The following is a 19389-nucleotide window of genomic DNA, read 5'->3' on the forward strand; positions in this document are numbered from 1 at the left end:
GTCATGCCCCCTTTATCAGCTTGCGGCGGAGCCAGCCCGACAGGCTGTCCATCGTCATCACCATGAGGATGATGAGGGTGATGTAATAGGCGACTTCCTCCCAGTCCTTCTGGGTCTGGATCGCCTGCGTCAGGAGAAGGCCGATGCCACCGCCGACGATGGCACCGATCACCGTGGCGCTGCGGGTGTTGGATTCGAGCGAATAGAGCGTTTGCGACAGAAGGACGGGGGTGATCTGCGGGATCACGCCGAAGCGGGCGCGCTGGAGGGCGTTGGCCCCTGTGCTGCGGATGCCTTCGAGCTGTTTTTCGTCAATGTTTTCGAGCGCTTCCGAGAAGGATTTACCAAAGGCGCCCGCGTCGGTGATCAAGATCGCAAGGGCGCCGGTCATCGGGCCGGGCCCGAAGGCACGCGACAGGATGATGGTCCAGATCAGCCCGTCGACGCCGCGCGTGAAGTCGAAGACGCGGCGCAGGGCGAAGCGGGCCGGGGCAAGCGGGTTCATGTTGCGGGCGGCGGCGAAGGCCAGAGGCAGGGCGATGATGGCCCCGCCGAAGGTGCCGAGGAAGGCCATCAGCACGGTTTCGAAGATCGCCCCGGCGACATCGGCGTGGTGCCACATGCCGTTCGTCCAGATGTCATGCGCCATGCCCGCGATGTTGCTGCGGGCCGGGTCGATGCGGTCGCCCCAGAGGGCGAGGGCGGCAAGCTCGCCCCAGCCTTTGCCCGCAAAGGGGCTGTCGAGGGTGAAGAAGAACAGCTCCCACCCCGCGAAGTAGCGGAAGGTTTCGACCTTGGACCGCGTGTAGGTGAAGCGGCCCGCGTCGGTGGTGACCGAGACGCGGTTGCCGCTGGCGTTGATCCAGTCGGGCAGCGGTTCGGGGGCGGTGAGTTTCAGCCCCGCGCCGTCGGGGCGGATGTCGATGGTGCCGTAACCGGGCACGGCGAAGCGCGCGCCCGTCGCGTCATAGGTGACGACATGGCCGGTGCCGAGGTCGATGGTCGTGGTCGCGCCCGTCTGGCTGACCCAATCGGGGAAGGTGCCTGCGGGGTAGGCGCCCTTGGCCTCGCCCTCGACCGCAGCAAAGACGCGGCCGGTGCGGTTGTCGCGGGTGACATGGGTCTTGTAGGACCAGAAATCACTGGCGAGGATGGCCGCGTTGTCAAGCCGCGCCTTGGCGAAAAGGCTTGGTATATCAAAGGCGAAGAAGGCGTAGCAAAGGTAGAGCATGACCAGCGCGGGCAGGGCTATGGCCTGTAGTTTGCGGCGGTGGAAACCGGCCAGCAGCGCGGGTGCGAGGGGATGGGTTGCGGCGGTCATTGTGCGGCCCCTTTGACCAGACGGTGGCGCAGGCGGTCGGAAAGCTGGTCGATCAGCACGATGGTGGCGAAGAGGACGAGGAAGATGGCCACGACCGAGTCATAGCGCCCGCCGCCCCATTGCATCGCGATCTTGAGGTCATATCCGATGCCGCCCGCCCCGACGAAACCGAGGATGGCCGAGGCGCGGACGTTGATCTCGAAGCGCAGCAGGGCGTAGGAGAACCAGTTGGGCGCGACCTGCGGGAGGATGCCGAGCCACATGCGCTGGCCCCATGTCGCGCCGACCGAGGCAAGGCCTTCGACCGGTTTGAGGTCGGCGTTTTCGGCGACCTCGGAAAACAGCTTGCCCATCGCGCCGGTGGTGTGGATGGCGATGGCGACCATCGCGGGGATCGGCCCGCCGCCGAGGATGTAGATGAGGATGAGCGCGATCACCACTTCGGGGATGGCGCGCATGGCGTCGAGCAGGCGGCGGATGACGGGGGTGAGGAGCGGCCAGCGGGCAAGGCCGCGGGTGGCCAGAAGCGAGAGCAGGCTTGCGGCCAGAACGCCGATCAGCGTCGAGACGGCGGCGATGTTGACGGTTTCGATCAGCGAGGGCAGGGCAGCCCACATCAGCGCGGGCAGGTTGGCCCGCTTGGTCCATGCCTCGGCCAGCACCTCGCGCGGGAAGTCGTCAAGCTGGGCAAGACCCGACAGGAAGCCGCCCGCGTTGCGGGTTTCGGCGGCATGGAAGCCCGAGGCAAGCATGGCCAGAAAGACGACGAGGATCAGCCCGCCGTAAAGGCGCTTTCGCCGCGTCATGGCAAGATAGGCTGCCCCCGGGGCCTTAGGGTCTGGGCGTTTGCCGGGGGTTGGCCCGAAGGCGATGTCGACCATGCGCGTGACCTGCGTGCAGCGAAAAAAGGCCGGACCCCCGCAAGGGAGGTCCGGCAAGGGGGACAGGTTCGGGATTACTGCGAGGCTTCTTGCAGTTTGCGCGCCGCGATCACGCCCTGATAGGCGTCGAGCGTGACGGGGATGAAGTCTTTGGCTTCACCGGCGGCAACGCCATAGGCGCAATCCTTGTCGGTTTCGTGCAGGTCGGCGGTGAGCTGGGTCACCTTGTCCTTCACGTCTTGCGGCAAGGCGGCGCGGACGACCATCGGGCCTTCGGGGATCGGCTTCGATTTCCACAGTTCGACCAGATCGTTCATGTCGACAAGGCCCGCATCGGCAGCCTTGCGGAAGGCGCCCGAGGTATAGCCGTCCTCCCAGTTGCCCAGACCGTCGGCCCAGGAAACGCCTGCCTCGAAGTCGCCGTTGGCAACGCCGACGATGGTCTGTTCATGGCCGCCCGAGAATTTCACATCGGCGAAATACTGCTTCAGGTCGCCGTATTTTTCGGTCAGCTCGGCAGCGGGGACGAGATAGCCCGAGGTCGAGTTCGGTTCGGCGAAGGCGAAAACCTTGCCCTTGGCATCGTCGAGCGAGGTGATGCCCGAGTCCTTGCGGGCGAAGGCGATCGAATAGTAGCCGGTGGAGCCGTCGACGTTCTGCTTGGTCAGGGCAAGGTCGACTGCCTTGGCATCGGTCAGGTAGATCTTGGCGAAGGCCGAAGCGCCGAGCCATGCCATGTCAAGCGTGCCGCCGAGCAGGCCCTGGATGACGCCGTCGTAATCGGCGGGGGTGAAGAGCTTGACCGGAACGCCGAGGGCTTCCTCGATCTTGGCGCGGTAGCATTCGTTCGAGGTCATGCGGTCCTGGGCGTTTTCACCGCCGAGGATGCCGATGTTGAATTCCTTGATCTCTTGTGCCTGTGCGGCACCGGCAAGCATCGTGGTCGCAGCGAGAAGGCTGAGCAGCGTTTTCATCGTCGTCTCCGTGTGGATGGCCCCGCAGGGCCGGGGGAAGGGAAAGGGAAAGGGTCAGGCCAGCATCCGGCGCGCGTAGTCGGCGTCGGCGTCGCTGGGGAGCGCCTCGATGGAGGTCGAGGTGGCGTTCTCGGAGAAAGAGGCGTCCGCGCCGTAGATGTCGCGGGCGACGCCGGTGGTGAGCTGTTCGGGGGTGCCGTCAAAGACGATGCGCCCGTCACGCATGCCGATGACGCGGTCGCAGTAGCGGCGCGCGGTGTCGAGCGTGTGAAGGTTGGCGATGACGAGGCGGCGGTCCTCGTCATGGATGCGGCGCAGCGTGTCCATCACGATCTGGGCGTTCATCGGATCGAGGCTTGCGATGGGTTCGTCGGCCAGGATCACCTTGGGGTCCTGCATCAGCGCGCGGGCGATGGCGACGCGCTGCTGCTGGCCGCCCGACAGGGCCTCGGCCCGTTTGGTGGCCTGTTCCGCGATGCCGAGGCGGTCGAGGATGGCGAGGGCCTTGAGCACATCGTCATCGGGCCAGAAGCTGAACATGGTCGACAGGGTCGAGCGGCGGTTCAGGATGCCGTGCAGCACGTTCGAGGCGACATCCATGCGCGGCACGAGGTTGAACTGCTGGAAGATCATGGCGCATTGGCTTTGCCATGCGCGCTTGTCGGCCCCTTGCAGGGTGAGGATGTTGCGACCCTCGAAGGCGATTTCGCCGCCCGTCGCATCGGTCAGCCGGTTCATCATCCGCAAGAAGGTGGATTTGCCCGCGCCGGAGCGGCCGATGATGCCGACGAAGCCGGATTTCGCCACGTCGAAGCTGATGTTGTCCACGGCGGCCTTGGTGCCGAACAGGCGGGTCACGTTCCGGACTTGCAGCAGCATGATGCGCCCCTTGGTTGCTTGGCTAGGGTGCTACTCGCCCTGCGTGACAGGGGTGCTGCGGTTTCGTGAAGGTTTTCCAACGACGGCGCGGCGAAACTGACGTCAGAGTTTTACAAAGATGTCTTAACCCGTGATGCGGTTGGGGCAGGGGGTGCCGATGGACGAGCAGGTGGACGAGCCGGTCGCAGCGGTCGAGCTAGCCGAGATCGGGCCGGGGATGACCGCCGAGGCGGCGTTCCGGCATATCGCGCAACGCTGCGGGGCCGAGATCGACGCGCATCTGGCGTTTGTCCTTGACCGCGACGATCCCGAGGGGCCGCACAAGGCGCGGGTCTGGTTGCGGCGGCTGGTGACGGCACTCGATGCCTTCGGGCCGATCCTGAAGCGCCGCGCCACGGCGGGGCTGCGCGACGAGGCAAAGGCGATCTTCCGCGAGCTGGGCAAGTTGCGGGATCGCGATGTGATGATGGCGCGGCTGGATGCGGCCGATGTGTCGCCCAAGCTGCGCGACGCTTCGGCGCGGCTGCGCGAAAAGGTGCGGATGCGGTTGCGCGAGCGCAATGCGGTGCTGTTCTCTCCGGTGATGCTGCGCGCGGTCGACGAGGGTGCGCTGTTCCGCACGGGGCCGGCGGCGCTGGTCTTGCGGGCGGGGCCGGTCGATGACATCGCCGTCGAGGCGCTGGATCTGGCATGGGAGACCTGTGCCAAGCAGAAGGCCGACCTGCGGCGCCTGCCGCCCGAGGTGTTGCACGGGTTCCGCAAGCGGCTGAAGACGTTGCGCTACCTTTCCGAGTTCTTCGCGCCTTTCCTGATTGCCCAAGGGGCCTAGGCCTTTCGTGCCGAGTTGCAGCGGATGCAGGATCTGCTGGGCGTTGCCACCGATGCCGAGGCGGCGCGGGCCTTGGGCAAGAAAAGCTGGGGACTGGTGGACAAGGCCGCGGTGCGGGATGCGATGGACCAGGCGGGGGCGATCTGGGAGGCGCTGCTGTTGCACAGGCCGTGGTGGCGCGTGGCGGCCGTGCGTCACTGAACTGTCACGGAAGTTAAACAGGACTGTCACGCCGACGCAGTAAATCCGTCGGCAACGCGTCACGTTCGGCGCGCTGTCAACCGGAGTAAAGACATGTCCTTCATGAAACTCACCGTCTCGACGCTGGCAGTGCTTGCCGCGACGGGGGCGGCCAATGCCCGCGACAACCTGCAAGTTGCCGGGTCCTCGACCGTGCTGCCCTATGCCACCATCGTGGCCGAAGCCTTTGGCGAGAACTTCGACTTCCCGACGCCGGTCGTCGAAGGCGGCGGTTCGGGTGCGGGCCGCAAGAAGCTGTGCGAGGGCGTGGGCGAGACCACCATCGACATCGCCAATTCCTCGAGCCGGATCACGCAGGGCGATCTTGACCTGTGCAAGACCAATGGCGTGACCGATCTGATGGAAGTGCGGATCGGCTATGACGGGATCGTCTTTGCCTCGAAGCTGGATGGCGCGGAATTCGCCTTTACGCCGTCGGACTGGTATCTGGCGATTGCGGCGCAGGTCGCCAAGGATGGCGCGCTGACCGCGAACACCGCCAAGACCTGGGCCGAAGTGAATGCCGCGCTTCCGGCGCAGGACATTCTGGCCTTTGTTCCCGGCTCGAAGCACGGCACGCGCGAAGTGTTCGACGTCAAGGTGCTGGAAGCGGGTTGCAAGGAGACCGGGGCCTATGACCTGTTCCTTGCTGCAGCGACCGGCAAGGATGACAAGGAAAAGGCCGACAACGCCAAGAAAGCCTGCCACGAATTGCGCGCCGACGGTGTGTCGGTCGATATCGACGGCGACTATACGGAAACGCTGGCGCGTCTGGATGCCAACCCGACCGCGGTGGGCGTGTTCGGCCTGTCCTTCTACCAGAACAACACCGACAAGTTGCGCGTCGCCACCATGTCGGGTGTCGTGCCGTCGACCGAGACGATCGCTTCGGGGGAATATCCCGTGTCGCGTCCGCTGTTCATGTACGTCAAGAAGCAGCATATCGGCGTGATCCCCGGCCTGAAGGAATTCGTCGAGTTCTTCGTGTCGGACGAAATGGCCGGACCGGATGGACCGCTGGCGCAATACGGGCTGGTGTCGGACCCCGAGCTTGCCGCGACGCAGGCTGCCGTTGCCGCCGAGACGGTCATGGGGCCGCTGGAATAAGCTGAAACGGGGGGGCGGTGCAGCGATGCGCCGCCCCTTTTCCATAAGCGGAGGACGCGGGACATGACCACCGACAAGCGCAGGATGCAGCCACGGGTTTTGCTGGTCGAGGACGAGCCGGCGCAACGCGAGGCGGTGTCCTACAATCTCGAGGCCGAGGGCTTCGGCGTGATGACGGCCGACAATGGCGAGGACGCGCTTCTGATGGTCGAAGAGGATGCGCCCGATATCATCATCCTCGACTGGATGCTGCCGCGCCTTTCGGGGATCGAGGTGTGCCGGCAGTTGAAGATGCGCCCCGAGACGCGGGGGATTCCGATCATCATGCTGTCGGCGCGGGCCGAAGAGGTGGACCGCGTGCGGGGGCTCGAGACGGGGGCGGATGACTATGTGGTCAAGCCCTATTCCATGGTCGAGCTGATCGCGCGGGCCAAGACGCAGTTGCGCCGCGTGCGCCCGTCGACGGCGGGTGTCTGGCTGGAATACGGCGACCTGCGACTGGACCCCGAAAGCCACAAGGTGCATCGGGGTGACAAGGTGCTGAAACTGGGGCCGACCGAGTTCCGGCTGCTGGCGACATTGCTCGAGAAGCCGGGCAAGGTGTGGAGCCGCGACCAGTTGCTCGACCGGGTCTGGGGGCGGGACATCTATGTCGATACGCGCACCGTGGACGTGCATGTGGGCCGTCTGCGCAAGGCGGTGTGCGCCCACGGCCACGAGGACCCGATCCGCACGGTGCGCGGATCAGGCTATGCGCTGGGCTGACGCTACCATTTGACGTGGGCGGGCCAGAGGAAGGTTTCATCCCTCTGGCCGCCGAGTTGCATGGTGCGGCGGCGCAGTTCGGCGGCGATGGCCTCTTTGGGCAGGGCGGCCAGTTCGGCGGCAGTGACCGGAGCGCCGATGGTCATGCGCAGCGCGCGGGCCGCAAGACGCCGCGTTTCGTGAAAGACGAGGGCGACGCGCAGCGGGTAGGACAGGTGGCTTGCGATCTGGAACAGACGCGAGTTCTGCCCCGCGAAATGCACAGGCAGGGTGGTCACGTCGGGGATCGTCGCAAGGCGGGCGACGAAGGCGTGCCATTCGGCATCATGCGCCCGTCCGCGCAGGGGCGCATTCGCGGTGGAGATGCCGCCTGCGGGAAACATGGCGACGGTCTTTCCGGCGGCCAGAAGGTCGATCGCGAGGCGGCGGCTTTGGGCCGAGGTCTTGCGGGCCTGCGGCGTGCCCGAGAAATCGATGGGCAGCAGATGGGGCGTGACCTCGGCGGGCTGGCAGAGGACGGCGTTGGTCAGGATCTGGACGTTGCCGCGCAATTGCATCGCAAGCTGGCACAGGGCGAGGCCGTCGACGATGCCATAGGGGTGGTTGGCGACCAGCAGCAAGCCGCCCTTGGCGGGGATATGGGCGGCGGGGACAGTCCAGCGCCGGTGCGGCGTGATGCGCAAGAGGCGCAGTGCGGCGTCGAAAACCGGCTCGTCCGGCAGCGGGGCTGCGGCCCAGTTCAGGTAGAGGCTTTTCAGGCGCGGCTGTCCGGTCGCGCGTTCGACCGAGCGGATCAGGGCGCGGCGGAAACGGCTTTGGCCCGGATGCGAATAGGTGAAACCGGGGTCGGATGGTGCGTGATAGCTTGCGTCGGTCATGCGGGCGTCCTTTGCATCACGGAGAGATCGGGGCGGGTGCGCTTTGGTCCGGCAGGGCGGAATATCCGCCACGGCCGGCGACCCATGTGCGCAAGGGGGCGGGGGTGCCCCTGTCGGGCCAGTCGAGCAGGACGAGGTCGGCGCGCGTTCCGGTGGCGATGCGGCCTCGGTCCGCCAGTCCGAGGGCGGCGGCGGGATTGGTCGAGACGAGCTTCCACAGGTCATGCAGCGGGGCCGCGCCTTCGGCATGCAGCTGCGCCATCGCGCCAAGCATCGCGGGGTAGAAGTAGTCCGAGGCGAGGATGTCGCACAGGCCGCGCCGGATCATCTGCCCCGCATCGGCCGAGCCGAGATGGCTGCCGCCGCGCATCGCGTTGGGCGCGCCCAGAACGATCCAGTCGCCCGCGTCGCGGGCGGGCTGGAACACCCGTTCGTGCATCGGGAATTCCGCGATGGCAGCACCTTTGGCCCGATAGAAATCGCGGGTTTCGGTCTGGGTGTCGTCATGGCTGAGCATCGGCGCGCCCGAGGCCCGCGCAAGGCTTGCGATATGCTCGATGCCTTCGGGCACGGCGTCGCGGGCGGCCCAGACCGACAGCATGAGGGCGATGTAATCGTCGGTTGCCATGCCTGCGCGTTTGGCGCGACCCTCGATCCTGTTGCGGAACGCGGGGGTGTCGAGCGGGGTAAGGGGGTAATCGGGGATCAGGTCGAAGGGGCGGTCGTGCAGCGCGACCGAGGGGTGCAGCAGGGCTGCGGTGGTGTGGTCGTTGAAGGCGAGGGCCGGAATGTCGGGCTGGTTCATCGCCGTGGCGATCAGGGAATGCGCGGCGGGGCAAAAGGTCTCCCAGCGCAATTGCAGGCGGTTCGCGGCCGTCAGGCGCGGGGCGAGGCGGATGAGCGCCCGCAGCACGGCCCATCCGGTCTCGACCGAGCGCAGGCCCGGCTCCCAGCTGAGGGTGAGCGCGTGATAGGCGGTGGCGATGCCGTTGGCGGCAAGCTGGCGGTCGGTTTCCAGCAAGGCGGTCTCGACCGGGATCATCACGCCGGGGCGGGGCATGAGCTGCCGCTCGAACGCGTCGCCGTGGATGTCGACGAAGGCCGGGGCGAGGATGCGGCCGCGCCCGTCGATCACCTGCGCGCCGTCGCGGGGCGTGTCGATGCCGGTGATGATGCCCGCCTCGATGCGGACCGAGGCGGTGGCGATGCGGTCGGGGAAGATGACGCTTGCGCCTTCGATCACCGTGGCGGGGAAGCTGTGCTGTCGGGTCATGGGCGGGCCATCAGATGAGTTTCGAGCGGATCCAGCCGGACCCTTGTTCGACGATCAGGACAAGGGCGAGGAGCATCAGGATGATGGTCAGCGCCTCGTCATAGTTGAACAGGTCGAAGGCGACCTTGAGATCGACGCCGATCCCGCCCGCGCCGACGAGGCCGAGGGCCGCCGAGCCGCGCACGGCCTTTTCCAGCGCGAAAAGCGAGGTGGCGGTGAAGGAGGGAAGGCAGGCGGGAATGACCGCCGAGAAGATGATGCCGAGGCGGCTTGCGCCCATCGCGCGCAGGGCGTCTTGCGGGCCGGTGTCGGCCTCTTCCATCGCTTCGGCGAAGAAGCGGCCGGCAAAGCCGATCTTGTCGACCATGATCGCCAGCACCCCGGCGGCGGGGCCGAGGCCGACCATGATGATGAAGAAGATCGCCCAGACAAGGTCGGGAATGGTGCGAAACAGCGCGATGATGGCGCGTGCCGCCATGCGCACGAGCGGATGCGGCGACAGCCGGTCGGTGGCGAGGATGGCGAAGGGCAGGGCAAAGACAAGGCCGAGTGCCGCGCCCGCGACCGCCATTTGCAGGGTTTCGAGCAGTTTCCACGCGATGCGGTCGACGCGCGACAGATCGGGCGGGACCATCTGCGCCAGAAGGCCCGAAGGCGCGACGAGGCGGGCAAGCCCGCGCCCGAGCGCATCGGCCTGCGGTGCCGTGGACAGAAGGCTCGAGATCACGAGGGCGCCGACCGTCAGGAGTGCGGCGTATTCCACGAGGCCGCGCTTGCGGAACCGGGGGGGAAGGGGGGCGGCGGTCATGCGGAGGCTTCCGGATGGTCGAAGAACCGGCGCAGACGGTCGGCATCGGTCTGTGCGGTCGGACGGCTGAGGACGATGCGACCGGCTTGCAGGCCGAGGATGTGGTCGGAGAAGGCCAGCGCATGTTCCATCCGGTGCGAAATGAAGATCAGCGTCAGCCCGTCCTGCCGCGCGAGGGACGACAGGATGCGCATGACCTCTTCGCCCGACTGCGGGTCGAGGCTGGCATCGGGTTCGTCGGCAAGGATGATGCGCGGGCGTTGCATCAGCATGCGGGCGATAGCGACGCGCTGCTGCTGGCCGCCCGACAGGCTGTCGACGCGTTGCAGCGCCTTGTCGGCAAGCCCGACGCGGGCGAGGCAGGCGAGCGCCTCGCGCCGGACATCGGCGCGGGCGAGGGACTGGAACCACGTGCGCGGACCCGCGCTGCGCGATTGCACGCCATGCACCACGTTGGTCAGGGCACAGAGGCGCGGCACGAGGTTGTGCCTTTGCCAGACCACGCCGACGTGCGACCGGAAGCGGCGCAGGTCGCGGGGTGGCAGGGTCAGCACATCGCGGCCCAGAAGGTCGATCCGGCCCGCGGTCGGTTCGACCAGCCGGATCAGGCATTTCATCGCCGTCGACTTGCCCGACCCGTTCGCGCCGATCAGCGCCGTGGCGACGCCCGGCTGCACGGTGAAGTCGATGCCGCGCAGGACATCGTTGGCGCCGAAGGATTTGGTCAGGCCCGTCACGCAAAGGACCGACCCCGCCTGCGCGGGACCGGCCGGAGCCTTGGAGGGGCGCAGGGTGACGTTCACGCCTATTCGCCCACGAACTGCGTGAACTCGGTGACGCCGACGTTTTCGAACATCTTGCGGACGCCATCGTAATCGGCATCGGTCACCGAGGCGTCGAAGCTGCCGCCGATGTATTTCTCGTTCTCTTCGGTAGCGGTGATCGCGGCGAGGAGTTCGTCGCCATGTTCGGCAAAGGTCTTGCGGACGGCATCGACCACCGGGGCGGGCACCTTGGCCGAGGCGAGGAGGACGTCATCGGGAAGTTCGTCGCCCTTGAGCAGGACGCGCAATTTCTGGTCGGGGAATGCCTCGGCCATCTGGTCGATATGGGTCTTGTTCAGGCCGATGGCCGCGATTTCCCCCTGGATCAACGCTTCCATCGCCACGTTGCGCTTGAGGAAAACCGGCTCGTAATCGGTGCCGTAGACAAGGCCCGCATCGGCGAGCAGGGTTGCCGGCGACAGGTGCTGCGAGGTGGAGCCGATCTCGCCGAAGGAAATCTTCTGCCCCTCGAGGTCACCGGCCTGTTTGAGGGGCGAGGCGTCGAGGACGACGACATTGGCGTAATAGTCGGGGCGGTTCCATGTGACGACGGGCTTTGCGTCGAGGCGCGCGTTGAACACGATATATTCGGCGGGGCCGGTCAGGACGAAATCGATCTGGTCGGCGGCCATCGCCTCGACCGCGACGGTGCGGCCCGAGACGGGGAAGAATTCGACCTTGAGCCCCGAGGCGGCTTCGAACGCGTCCTTGAAGGGGCCCATTTCCTTTTGCAGGGCTTCCAGACCGTCGATGTCGGTCACGGCGAAGCGGATGGTGTCCTGCGCTGCGGCGGCGGTGGCCGCAAGGCTGGCAAGGGCGATAAATCCGGCTTTCAGAAAGGCGTTCATGGCGCATCCCCTGTTGGTTACGGTCGCCTTGGACTAGCGGAGCCGCGTGACGGGGATGTTGCCGGGCTGTGAAGCTTTGGTGACGCTTGCCTTGCGGCGGGGGCTTTCAGGATGGCCGTTGCTGGCAGGGATCAGGCGCGGGGCCGTTTCGCGGCCCTTGGGTGCGGCCCTTGGGCGCGACCCTTGGGTGCGGCGGGCATCCGTTCTGCGCCAGTCTGTCCCTCGGGCGTCCGGACGATGGCGGGGGAAGGCATCGGCTTGACCGGCGCCAGATCGGGGTGGGGGCGGGCCGCCACGGGGTGATGGCCCGTGGCGGCCCTGCGCATCAGCGTGCGAGGATGGCGCGCAGCACCCGCAGGAGTTCGGCCTTGGGAGCGGTGGCGAGGGTTTCCGCGCGCCAGCAGACATGGTGGTCGGGGCGGACCAGCAGGCAGCCGTTGTCGCGGATTTCGCTGGCGCGGGCCCAATCGCCGCTGTGGTCGATGTAGGTCTGGCGCGGTCCGATGACATGGGTGACGATTTCGAGACCCAGTTCGCCTGCGACCTCGGCCGCGGCTTCGGCCCATGCTTCGCCGCCCAGACCCGTGAGGAGGGTAAAGCGGCCATGACCGCAGAGGTCGAGGGTCGAAACCTCGGCCCCGTTGTCGCGGCGGTAGAGCCATGCGTGCGGCAGGCGCGCGCCGGGCCATGTGGTGGGCTGGTAGTGCAGGTCGGCATCGAGGGCGAAGGCGGGTTCGATCTGCCCGTCGGTGACGACGGCGGCAGAGCGGTAGCGCTGGTTCATCTCGACCCCGTGGGCGTCGAATTCGTATTTCTTGAAGGCGATGGCCTTGCGGATCGCCTCGCGCTGGCGTTCGGCCGCCTCGGTGCCTTGGGTGCGGGCGTTCAGGTTCTTTTGCATCTGCACCGGATCGACGCCTTCGCCCATGCCGAGGGATTCGAAGATCGGGCCGAATTCGGCGATGGACTGGTTGGCGCGGGTGACGATCTGGCGGGCGATGGGCGCGCGTTCGGCGTCATAGCTGTCGAGCAGCTTCTCGCCCGCCTGACCCTTGAGCACGAGGGCCAGTTTCCATGCGAGGTTGAAGGCATCCTGGATCGAGGTGTTCGACCCGAGGCCGTTCGACGGCGGGTGGCGGTGGATCGCATCGCCCATGCAGAACACGCGGCCGTTGTTGGTGCGGGTGGCGTAGCGGTTGTTCACTGTCCAGACCGAGGCCGAGAGCAGTTCGATTTCAAGGGTCGGGTCACCGACAAGCTGGCGGGCCACGCCGGTTGCGAATTCGGGGGTGACTTCGGGTTCGGGGCCGTTGATGTCATAGCCCCAGACGATCAGCCATTCGTTCCACGGGCGCACCATGCGCACGAGGCCCATGCCGATCCCGCCCACATCGGCCCCGGGTTGCATGACCCAGTAAAGCACGCTGGGGCGGTGGGCGACGTATTTGGACAGGTCGGCACGGAAGAGGATGTTCATCGAGCCGCCGACGCCCATCTTGCCCTCGAAGGGAAGGCCCGCGTGTTCGGCGACGAGCGATTTGCCGCCATCGGCGCCGATCAGGTATTTCGAGCGGATGGTGAGTTCCTTGCCCGTCAGGCGGTCGCGGCAGGTGGTGGTGACGCCGTCGGCGTCCTGGGTATGGGACAGGTATTCGGTGGACATGCGCGCCTGCGTCCCGCGCGAGCAGGCGGTCTTGAACAGCAGCGGTTCCATGAAGGTTTGCGGCAGGTCGTTCATCAGCGTGGGCGAGGACATGAGGTGTTCCGCTTTCGACAGCGGGTGGTTGCCCCATGATTTCATGCGCCCGATCTCTTCGCCCGCGAGGCTTTCGCAGAAGATGTTCTCGCCCATGAGTTCCTGATGGGTGGCGAAGAGGTAGGCTTCGTCCTCGACCTCGCGTCCCAGATCGCGCAGCACCTCCATCGCGCGCTGGTTGGTGATATGGGCGCGGGGGGTGTTGGCCAGCCAGCGGTAGCGGTTGATCGCCATGTTCTGGATGCCATAGGTCGAAAGCAGTGCCGCGGTCGCCGAGCCCGAAGGTCCGGTGCCGATGATGAGCACCTCGGTCGTGATGTCTGCCATGTTGTCCTCTTCCCTGAATCGAATGTGCCACAGGGTCATGTGGCGGGCGCGTCCTGGGCCGGTCGGGCCTGTCCGTGACGGTTGCAGGGCCAGAGTATCCGCACAAATGCGGGATATTGATCGGATCGCGCTTTGCTAATATTGCTTTGCGTTATGAAGATAGACAGCGAACATCTGGAAATTCTGGCGATGATCGTCGAGCGCGGCGGGCTGACCGAGGGCGCGGAGGCGTTGGGCAAATCGCAACCTTCGGTCTCGCGGACGATGGCGCTGCTGGAGGACCGTGTCGGCGCGCCGTTGTTCGAGGCGGGCAAGCGGCCGCTGCGGCCGACCGAGCTGGGCGAGAACCTTGCCCGGATCGGGGCGCGCATCCATGCGCTGAACGCCGAGGCAAGCAGGCTGGTGCAAAGCTACCGCAAGGGGCATACGGGGCGGCTGCGCATCGCGGGGACGCCGATCTTCATGGACGGGGTGGTTTCGACCTTTATCGCTGATTTCCAGACGCGGCGGCCCGAGGTGCAGATCGCGCAATCCTATGGCTATTTCGACCAGCTGACGGCGAGCCTGCGCAACGGGTCGCTCGATATGGCCATCGTGCCGCTGCATCCGTCGGGGGTGCCTGCGGATATGAGTTTCGTGCCGCTTTTGCCGGGGCGCAATGTCATCGCCGCGCGGGCGGGGCATCCGCTGATGCGGCGCGGGGCGATCACGCTGGCCGATATAGAGCCCTATCCGTGGATCGCGCCGCCCGCCGACAGCCCGCTGTTCCGCGATTTGCAGCGGGCGCTGAAATCCATCGGGAAAGAGGAGTTCCGCGTCAGCTTCTCGGGGGGGACGCTGGCGTCGATCATCTCGATTCTGGCGGGATCGGATGCGCTGACGGTCTTGCCCTATTCGGTGGTGTTCCTGTCGCGCAAGACGGCGGGGCTGGATGCGCTGCGGCTGAAGATCGAGCATCCCGACAGGCAGCTCGGGATGCTGAGCTTAGACGGCGCGACCCCGCCGCCCGCGCTGCGCCAGTTTGCAGGCTTCCTTGCGGACGAGTTCGCCTTGCTTCAGGCGCGCATCCAGCACGAGGGGCAGGTCACGCAGCGGCGCGGCTAGGCGGGGCTATTTCAGCGCGATGTAGGTTGCGGGGTCGAGCGAGGTGACCCGCACGGCGACATGGGTCTTGGTCGCCTCTTCGACCATGCCGCGCAATTTGGCGCAGACCGAGAGGATCAGCTCGCGCGTGCGTTCGGGGCGCGGCAGGATTGCCATTTCGACGTTCACGCGCGGCAGATCGGGCAGGGCTGCGACCGGCATGACCGCGAATTGGCAGGCGGGGATGTCGACCTGAAGGTCGGCGCAGAGCATGTCGCGGATCGGCCCCAGTGCTGCCACCAGCATGGGGCGGCAGGCGGGATAGAGCGTATCATCGACGAAGATCTTGAGGTTCGGCATGGCCCCGCCCTTTCCTTATGCCGGCGTCAGGACGAAATCGAAGGGCGAGCGCCAGAGCGTATCAGCCCCGTCGAGCCGCTCGAAGGGGGCGATGAGGGTTTGCTTCACGCCAAAGACCGCATCGCTTTCGAGGTAGAAGTCGTCGCCGACGAAGGTGTGGGTGACAAGGCGCTGGAAGCCGGGTGCGGTGACAAGGAAGTGCATATGCGCCGGGCGGTAGGGGTGGCGGCCAAGCTGGGCCAGCATCTTGCCCACGGGGCCGTCATCGGGGATGGGGTAGGAGGTGGGCTTGATGCCGCGGAAGGCATAGGCGCCGTCGGCTCCGGTGATGAAGCGGCCGCGGTTGTTCCATTTCGGCTGGATGCCCGGTTGCTGCACGTCGTAGAAGCCGTCGGCATTGTCGGACCAGACATCGACGCAGGCCCCCGCGACGGGGTTGCCGTGAAGGTCGATCACCTTGCCCTCGAACAGGCAGGGGTCGCCCTTGCCGTCGAGGCTGATGTTGTCACCCTTCGCGCGGATCGGCGCGTCCTCGACGTGGAAGGGGCCGAAGACGGTGTTTTCGGTCGCGCCTGCGGGGCGGCGGTTGTTGATGGCGTCGACCAGCATGGAAAAGCCCAGCACGTCCGACAGCAGGATGAATTCCTGACGCTCGCCCGAGCAGATCTGGCCCGTCTTTGTCAGGAATTCGATGCCGGTTTCCCATTCGGCCTGCGTCAGGTGGATTTCCTTGGCAAAGGCGTGGAGGTGCTTGACGAGGGCCGACATCACCTCGGCCATGCGGGGGGTGACGTTTGCGCCCATGCGGGCGTTGACGGTTTCGACCGAGAGGTCTTCGCTGAAATACTGCATCGTCGATCTGTCCTTTGGGGCCGCGTCAGGCGGCGCGGCGGGAAGGTTTGGGCCGGGGAAGGCTGCCTTGCGGCGGGCGGTGGGTGAGAGGCATGAGGTCGATGCCGGTGCGGTCGGTGAACATGTCCCAGAGGCCACGGCGGGCGAAGAGCATGACCACGATGCCAAGGCAGCCCAGAACGATCAGGTAGATCGTGCCATAGTCGGCCAAGGCGCGTTGGAGGATGTAAAAGACGATCACGCCGACGATGGGGCCGGGAAGGGTGCCGATGCCGCCGATCACGGTGATGAAGATGACGAAGGCGGTCCAGTCGATCACCGAGAAGGCGGCGTCGGGGGTGACGCGGGTGATCTGGATGAAGGCGAGCGCGCCGCAAAGGCCGGTGCCGAAGGCCGCAAGCAGGAAAACCAGCGCCTTGAGCTTGACCGGATCGACCCCGACCGAACGGGCCGCGTTCTCGTTGTCGCGGATGGCTTGCAGGCCAAGCCCCATGCGCGAGCGCAGAAAGACGTAGCTGGCGACCAGCATCGCCACGGCCAGCGAGAGCATCAGCCAATAGGTCAGCGCGTCGGCGGCGGCGGCCGAGGAGACGTCGAGCATGTCCTTGATCTGGCCGACGAAGGCCATGTCCTTGGCGGTGCCCTTGGGCAGCGAGGTGCCGGTGCCGCCGCCCAGGGCCTTCCACTGGCTGATGCCGAGGCGGGCGATATCGGCCACGACCCATGTGCCGATGGCGAAATAGGCGCCGTTCAGGCGGAAGGCGAAGAAGGCCATCGGGACGGCGAAGGCGGCGGCGGCAAGACCGCCGATCAGCACACCGACCAGCGGGTCGAGACCCATCAGGATGATGGCGGCGAACATGGCATAGGCGCCGATGCCGACAAAGGCCTGCTGACCGACCGAGACGAGGCCCGCGAAACCGGCAAGCATGTTCCAGTTCATCGCAAGGACGAGCAGCGTCAGGATGCCGAAGAGGTCTTGCACCACGGCGCGGGGGGCGATGGCGGGCAGGGCATAGAGCAGCGCCAGCGCAAGGGCGGCTGCGGCCAGACCGAAGGGGCGGGTAAGGGTCATCGCGGCACCTTTAGTCATTGGCCCGCGGGAACAGCCCGCGCGGACGGATCAGAAGGACGAGAACGAAGGCGATATGGCCCGACAGGATCTGCCATTCGGGATTGACCGAGGCCCCGAGGGCCTGTGCCATGCCGATGACGATGCCGCCCGCCAATGTGCCCCAGAGGCTGCCGAGACCGCCGATGATGACCGCCTCGAAGGCGTAGAGCAGGCGGGCGGGGCCGATGGAGGGGTCGAAGTTCGCGCGCGTGCCGAGAAAGAGCGCGGCGATGGTGGCGACGACGAGGGCAAGCCCCGTGGCGATGGCAAAGATGCTTTGCGGGCGGATGCCCATGAGCTGCGCCGTAACCGCATCGTCCGAGGTGGCACGGAAGGCGCGGCCAAGGGCGGTGCGGTAGAAAAGCTGGTTCAGCGCAAAGACCACCGCCACCGCCGAGGCGAAGGTCAGCACCGGCATGACGCCCAGGGTGACGACGCCGAGGTTGACGGATGCCGCCTCGATCGGGCCTGCGGTGAGCTTCTGGCTGTCGGCGGTGAAACCGGCAAGCAGGCCGTTCTGGATCACCACCGAAAGGCCGAAGGTGACAAGGAGGGGCGGCAGGATATCGGTTCCCAGCACGCGGTTGAGGATGTGGGTCTGCAACAGCCAGCCAAGGCCGAACATCAGGGGGGCGGCAAGCAGCACGGCAAGGAAGGGGTGCAGGCCCGTGACGGTGCTGATGGTCAGGATGAGATAGGCGCCAAGGATGATGAGGTCACCATGCGCGAGGTTCACGAGGCGCATGATCCCGAAGACGAGCGACAGACCCGCCGCGAAGAGCGCGTAGAGGCCGCCGAGAAGGAGGCCTTGCGCAAGGGTGTCGACGAGGATCATGCGTGGGTCACTCCGAAATAGGCGTCGTGGATGGCATCGCGCGAGAGGTCGGCGGGACGGCCCGACAGGGTGATGCGCCCTTCCATCATGCAATGGACATGGTCGGCCACGCGCAGGGCTTGGCCGATGTCCTGTTCCACCACGATGATCGAGGTGCCGCTGGCCTTGATCTGGGGGAAGGCGGCGTAGATTTCCTTGATGACCACCGGGGCGAGGCCGAGCGAAAGCTCGTCGCAGAGAAGGACGCGGGGGTTGGACATCAGGGCGCGCCCGATGGCGACCATCTGCTGCTGCCCGCCCGAGAGGGCCGTGCCGGGGGACTGGCGGCGTTCCCTGAGGATCGGGAACATGGCTTGCACGCGGTCGAGCGTCCAGTAGCCGTTGCCGCTGCGGGCGTGGGCGCCGATGAGCAGGTTTTCCTCGACCGTGAGCGAGGGGAAGAGTTTGCGCCCCTCGGGCACCATCGCGATGCCGCGGGTCAGGATTTGCGGGGCGGGAAGGCGGGTCAGGTTTTCATCGGCAAGGCTGACCGAGCCGGCGGTGACCTTGGCGACGCCGGTGATGGCGCGCATCAGCGTGGTCTTGCCCGCGCCGTTCGCGCCGATGATGGCGACGGTTTCCCCTTCGTTCAGCGTGAGGTCGACGCCGAAGAGGGCTTGGAAGTCGCCGTAATGGGCGGTGAGGCCGGAAATTCGGAGAAGGGCGGTCATGCTTCGATCCCCAGATAGATTTCGCGCACCTCGGGCGAGGCCATGACCTGATCGGGCGCGCCGATCATCAGCATCCGCCCGAAGTTCAGCACCATAAGCCGTTCGACGACCGAGTTCAGCGCGTGCAGCACATGTTCGATCCAGATGATCGCGGTGCCGTTCGCATGGATCGCGCGGATCGTGGCGACGAGTTCGACGCATTCGGCATCGGTCAGGCCGCCCGCGATTTCGTCGAGCAGGATCACGCGGGGTTTGGTTGCCATCGCGCGGGCAAGTTCGAGGCGTTTGCGCTGGAGAAGCGACAGCCCGCCCGAGGGCTTTTCCGCGACGGCGGCAAGGCCGGTGCGCGACAGGATGTCCATGCAGAAGGCGGGGGCCTCGCCCGCGCCGAGTTCGCCGCCGAAACGGGCCGCGACGAGCAGGTTTTCGTAGACCGACAGATTGCCGAAGGGCTGGGGGATCTGGAAGGACCGGCCGATGCCCGCGCGGACGCGCTCCATCGGGGGCAGGCGGGTCACGTCACGCCCGTCGAGGAACACGCGGCCCGCATCGGGGGCGATGTTGCCGGTGATGAGGTTGAAGAGCGTGGACTTGCCCGCCCCGTTCGGCCCGATGATGCCCAAAGCCTCGCCCGCGTTCAACTCGAAGCTGACGTCGTCGGTCACCTTGAGGGCGCCGAAGGATCTGGAAACGGAGTGTAGGGACAGGATCGCCATGTGCCGCGC

21 protein-coding genes are annotated in these 19389 nt (G+C 66.4%); 5 read left to right on the forward strand and 16 right to left on the reverse strand.

All coding sequences use genetic code 11. The features are described 5' to 3' along the window. Window position 1: 1 nt before the first annotated feature. From phnE (H7F16_RS15240) to phnC, 4 genes are all read right to left on the reverse strand, one after another. Window positions 2-1321 carry a phosphonate ABC transporter, permease protein PhnE gene (phnE, locus tag H7F16_RS15240; protein ID WP_185798473.1) on the reverse strand — a complete coding sequence of 440 codons (1320 nt, stop codon included), beginning with the start codon at window positions 1319-1321 and terminating at the stop codon, window positions 2-4. Next, on the reverse strand, window positions 1318-2127 hold the full coding sequence (gene phnE / locus H7F16_RS15245; RefSeq protein WP_241741463.1) for a phosphonate ABC transporter, permease protein PhnE: 810 nt from the start codon (window positions 2125-2127) through the stop codon (window positions 1318-1320). The genes phnE (H7F16_RS15240) and phnE (H7F16_RS15245) overlap by 4 nt, the downstream gene beginning before the upstream one ends. Window positions 2128-2276: 149 nt before the next feature. After that, window positions 2277-3176 carry a phosphonate ABC transporter substrate-binding protein gene (gene phnD, locus H7F16_RS15250; RefSeq protein WP_185798475.1) on the reverse strand — a complete coding sequence of 300 codons (900 nt, stop codon included), beginning with the start codon at window positions 3174-3176 and terminating at the stop codon, window positions 2277-2279. A 54-nt stretch (window positions 3177-3230) separates the two neighbouring features. Then, window positions 3231-4052, reverse strand: a complete 822-nt coding sequence (gene phnC, locus H7F16_RS15255; protein ID WP_185798544.1) for a phosphonate ABC transporter ATP-binding protein — start codon at window positions 4050-4052, stop codon at window positions 3231-3233. 160 nt (window positions 4053-4212) lie between these two features. Here phnC and H7F16_RS15260 point away from each other — a divergent pair, with 160 nt between their 5' ends. The 4 genes from H7F16_RS15260 to phoB all read left to right on the forward strand — a co-directional run bounded on the left by H7F16_RS15260 (window position 4213) and on the right by phoB (window position 6996). After that, the gene (locus H7F16_RS15260) at window positions 4213-4884 is read left to right on the forward strand and encodes a CHAD domain-containing protein (protein WP_185798476.1); all 672 of its coding nucleotides are present in this window, start codon (window positions 4213-4215) and stop codon (window positions 4882-4884) included. A gap of 24 nt (window positions 4885-4908) precedes the next feature. Next, window positions 4909-5085, forward strand: a complete 177-nt coding sequence (locus H7F16_RS15265; RefSeq protein ID WP_185798477.1) for a hypothetical protein — start codon at window positions 4909-4911, stop codon at window positions 5083-5085. Window positions 5086-5178: 93 nt separating this feature from the next. After that, a complete protein-coding gene (locus H7F16_RS15270) occupies window positions 5179-6231 on the forward strand; it encodes a PstS family phosphate ABC transporter substrate-binding protein (RefSeq protein WP_185798478.1) in 1053 nt (350 codons plus the stop codon). 63 nt (window positions 6232-6294) lie between these two features. Continuing rightward, on the forward strand, window positions 6295-6996 hold the full coding sequence (gene phoB / locus H7F16_RS15275) for a phosphate regulon transcriptional regulator PhoB (RefSeq protein WP_185798479.1): 702 nt from the start codon (window positions 6295-6297) through the stop codon (window positions 6994-6996). A gap of 2 nt (window positions 6997-6998) precedes the next feature. Here the strand turns inward: phoB and H7F16_RS15280 are convergent, their stop codons facing one another. The 6 genes from H7F16_RS15280 to H7F16_RS15305 all read right to left on the reverse strand — a co-directional run bounded on the left by H7F16_RS15280 (window position 6999) and on the right by H7F16_RS15305 (window position 13710). Beyond that, window positions 6999-7874, reverse strand: a complete 876-nt coding sequence (locus H7F16_RS15280; RefSeq protein ID WP_185798480.1) for a lysophospholipid acyltransferase family protein — start codon at window positions 7872-7874, stop codon at window positions 6999-7001. Window positions 7875-7890: 16 nt separating this feature from the next. Further along, window positions 7891-9147 (reverse strand): alpha-D-ribose 1-methylphosphonate 5-triphosphate diphosphatase, encoded by a 1257-nt coding sequence (locus H7F16_RS15285; RefSeq protein WP_185798481.1) that lies wholly within the window; start codon window positions 9145-9147, stop codon window positions 7891-7893. 10 nt (window positions 9148-9157) lie between these two features. Beyond that, the gene (gene phnE, locus H7F16_RS15290; protein ID WP_185798482.1) at window positions 9158-9955 is read right to left on the reverse strand and encodes a phosphonate ABC transporter, permease protein PhnE; all 798 of its coding nucleotides are present in this window, start codon (window positions 9953-9955) and stop codon (window positions 9158-9160) included. Then, window positions 9952-10758, reverse strand: a complete 807-nt coding sequence (locus H7F16_RS15295) for a phosphonate ABC transporter ATP-binding protein (protein WP_338402017.1) — start codon at window positions 10756-10758, stop codon at window positions 9952-9954. The genes phnE (H7F16_RS15290) and H7F16_RS15295 overlap by 4 nt, the downstream gene beginning before the upstream one ends. 2 nt (window positions 10759-10760) lie before the next feature. Further along, on the reverse strand, window positions 10761-11627 hold the full coding sequence (locus tag H7F16_RS15300; protein WP_185798483.1) for a PhnD/SsuA/transferrin family substrate-binding protein: 867 nt from the start codon (window positions 11625-11627) through the stop codon (window positions 10761-10763). A 325-nt stretch (window positions 11628-11952) separates the two neighbouring features. Then, window positions 11953-13710, reverse strand: coding sequence for an FAD-dependent oxidoreductase (locus tag H7F16_RS15305; RefSeq protein WP_185798484.1), 1758 nt, complete (start codon window positions 13708-13710; stop codon window positions 11953-11955). A gap of 153 nt (window positions 13711-13863) precedes the next feature. On the opposite strand from H7F16_RS15305, the gene H7F16_RS15310 reads away from it, so the two are divergent. Next, entirely contained in the window at window positions 13864-14814 is a 951-nt protein-coding gene (locus H7F16_RS15310; RefSeq protein WP_185798485.1) for a LysR family transcriptional regulator, read from the forward strand. Between the two features lie 6 nt (window positions 14815-14820). On the opposite strand, the gene H7F16_RS15315 is transcribed toward H7F16_RS15310, so the two are convergent. Genes H7F16_RS15315 through H7F16_RS15340 form a run of 6 tightly spaced genes read right to left on the reverse strand, consistent with a single transcriptional unit; the run spans window position 14821 to window position 19380 of the window. Next, window positions 14821-15153 carry a hypothetical protein gene (locus H7F16_RS15315; RefSeq protein ID WP_185798486.1) on the reverse strand — a complete coding sequence of 111 codons (333 nt, stop codon included), beginning with the start codon at window positions 15151-15153 and terminating at the stop codon, window positions 14821-14823. A 15-nt stretch (window positions 15154-15168) separates the two neighbouring features. After that, complete coding sequence (locus H7F16_RS15320; RefSeq protein WP_185798487.1) at window positions 15169-16005, reverse strand: intradiol ring-cleavage dioxygenase; 837 nt, start codon at window positions 16003-16005, stop codon at window positions 15169-15171. A 25-nt stretch (window positions 16006-16030) separates the two neighbouring features. Next, window positions 16031-17080: a branched-chain amino acid ABC transporter permease gene (locus H7F16_RS15325; RefSeq protein WP_241741464.1), complete on the reverse strand. Its 1050-nt coding sequence runs from the start codon at window positions 17078-17080 to the stop codon at window positions 16031-16033. Window positions 17081-17090: 10 nt separating this feature from the next. Continuing rightward, window positions 17091-17954, reverse strand: a complete 864-nt coding sequence (locus H7F16_RS15330) for a branched-chain amino acid ABC transporter permease (RefSeq protein ID WP_185798489.1) — start codon at window positions 17952-17954, stop codon at window positions 17091-17093. Then, window positions 17951-18664 carry an ABC transporter ATP-binding protein gene (locus H7F16_RS15335; RefSeq protein ID WP_185798490.1) on the reverse strand — a complete coding sequence of 238 codons (714 nt, stop codon included), beginning with the start codon at window positions 18662-18664 and terminating at the stop codon, window positions 17951-17953. The genes H7F16_RS15330 and H7F16_RS15335 overlap by 4 nt, the downstream gene beginning before the upstream one ends. Further along, window positions 18661-19380 carry an ABC transporter ATP-binding protein gene (locus H7F16_RS15340; protein WP_185798491.1) on the reverse strand — a complete coding sequence of 240 codons (720 nt, stop codon included), beginning with the start codon at window positions 19378-19380 and terminating at the stop codon, window positions 18661-18663. The genes H7F16_RS15335 and H7F16_RS15340 overlap by 4 nt, the downstream gene beginning before the upstream one ends. Window positions 19381-19389: the final 9 nt, after the last annotated feature.

This window comes from Paragemmobacter straminiformis (assembly GCF_014243445.1).
In the GTDB taxonomy this organism is placed as follows: Bacteria; Pseudomonadota; Alphaproteobacteria; order Rhodobacterales; family Rhodobacteraceae; genus Paragemmobacter; species Paragemmobacter straminiformis.

What these genes read in the sequence shown, in the direction of transcription:
- phnE (WP_185798473.1), bottom strand. Translation starts at nt 1,321, where the DNA reads ATGACCGCCGCAACCCATCCCCTCGCACCCGCGCTGCTGGCCGGTTTC.
- H7F16_RS15325 (WP_241741464.1), bottom strand. Translation starts at nt 17,080, where the DNA reads ATGACCCTTACCCGCCCCTTCGGTCTGGCCGCAGCCGCCCTTGCGCTG.
- H7F16_RS15260 (WP_185798476.1), top strand. Translation starts at nt 4,213, where the DNA reads ATGGACGAGCAGGTGGACGAGCCGGTCGCAGCGGTCGAGCTAGCCGAG.
- H7F16_RS15310 (WP_185798485.1), top strand. Translation starts at nt 13,864, where the DNA reads ATGAAGATAGACAGCGAACATCTGGAAATTCTGGCGATGATCGTCGAG.
- H7F16_RS15320 (WP_185798487.1), bottom strand. Translation starts at nt 16,005, where the DNA reads ATGCAGTATTTCAGCGAAGACCTCTCGGTCGAAACCGTCAACGCCCGC.
- H7F16_RS15265 (WP_185798477.1), top strand. Translation starts at nt 4,909, where the DNA reads ATGCAGGATCTGCTGGGCGTTGCCACCGATGCCGAGGCGGCGCGGGCC.
- H7F16_RS15270 (WP_185798478.1), top strand. Translation starts at nt 5,179, where the DNA reads ATGTCCTTCATGAAACTCACCGTCTCGACGCTGGCAGTGCTTGCCGCG.
- H7F16_RS15315 (WP_185798486.1), bottom strand. Translation starts at nt 15,153, where the DNA reads ATGCCGAACCTCAAGATCTTCGTCGATGATACGCTCTATCCCGCCTGC.
- H7F16_RS15285 (WP_185798481.1), bottom strand. Translation starts at nt 9,147, where the DNA reads ATGACCCGACAGCACAGCTTCCCCGCCACGGTGATCGAAGGCGCAAGC.
- H7F16_RS15340 (WP_185798491.1), bottom strand. Translation starts at nt 19,380, where the DNA reads ATGGCGATCCTGTCCCTACACTCCGTTTCCAGATCCTTCGGCGCCCTC.
- phnD (WP_185798475.1), bottom strand. Translation starts at nt 3,176, where the DNA reads ATGAAAACGCTGCTCAGCCTTCTCGCTGCGACCACGATGCTTGCCGGT.
- H7F16_RS15335 (WP_185798490.1), bottom strand. Translation starts at nt 18,664, where the DNA reads ATGACCGCCCTTCTCCGAATTTCCGGCCTCACCGCCCATTACGGCGAC.
- H7F16_RS15305 (WP_185798484.1), bottom strand. Translation starts at nt 13,710, where the DNA reads ATGGCAGACATCACGACCGAGGTGCTCATCATCGGCACCGGACCTTCG.
- phnE (WP_241741463.1), bottom strand. Translation starts at nt 2,127, where the DNA reads ATGACGCGGCGAAAGCGCCTTTACGGCGGGCTGATCCTCGTCGTCTTT.
- H7F16_RS15330 (WP_185798489.1), bottom strand. Translation starts at nt 17,954, where the DNA reads ATGATCCTCGTCGACACCCTTGCGCAAGGCCTCCTTCTCGGCGGCCTC.
- H7F16_RS15300 (WP_185798483.1), bottom strand. Translation starts at nt 11,627, where the DNA reads ATGAACGCCTTTCTGAAAGCCGGATTTATCGCCCTTGCCAGCCTTGCG.
- H7F16_RS15280 (WP_185798480.1), bottom strand. Translation starts at nt 7,874, where the DNA reads ATGACCGACGCAAGCTATCACGCACCATCCGACCCCGGTTTCACCTAT.
- phnE (WP_185798482.1), bottom strand. Translation starts at nt 9,955, where the DNA reads ATGACCGCCGCCCCCCTTCCCCCCCGGTTCCGCAAGCGCGGCCTCGTG.
- phoB (WP_185798479.1), top strand. Translation starts at nt 6,295, where the DNA reads ATGACCACCGACAAGCGCAGGATGCAGCCACGGGTTTTGCTGGTCGAG.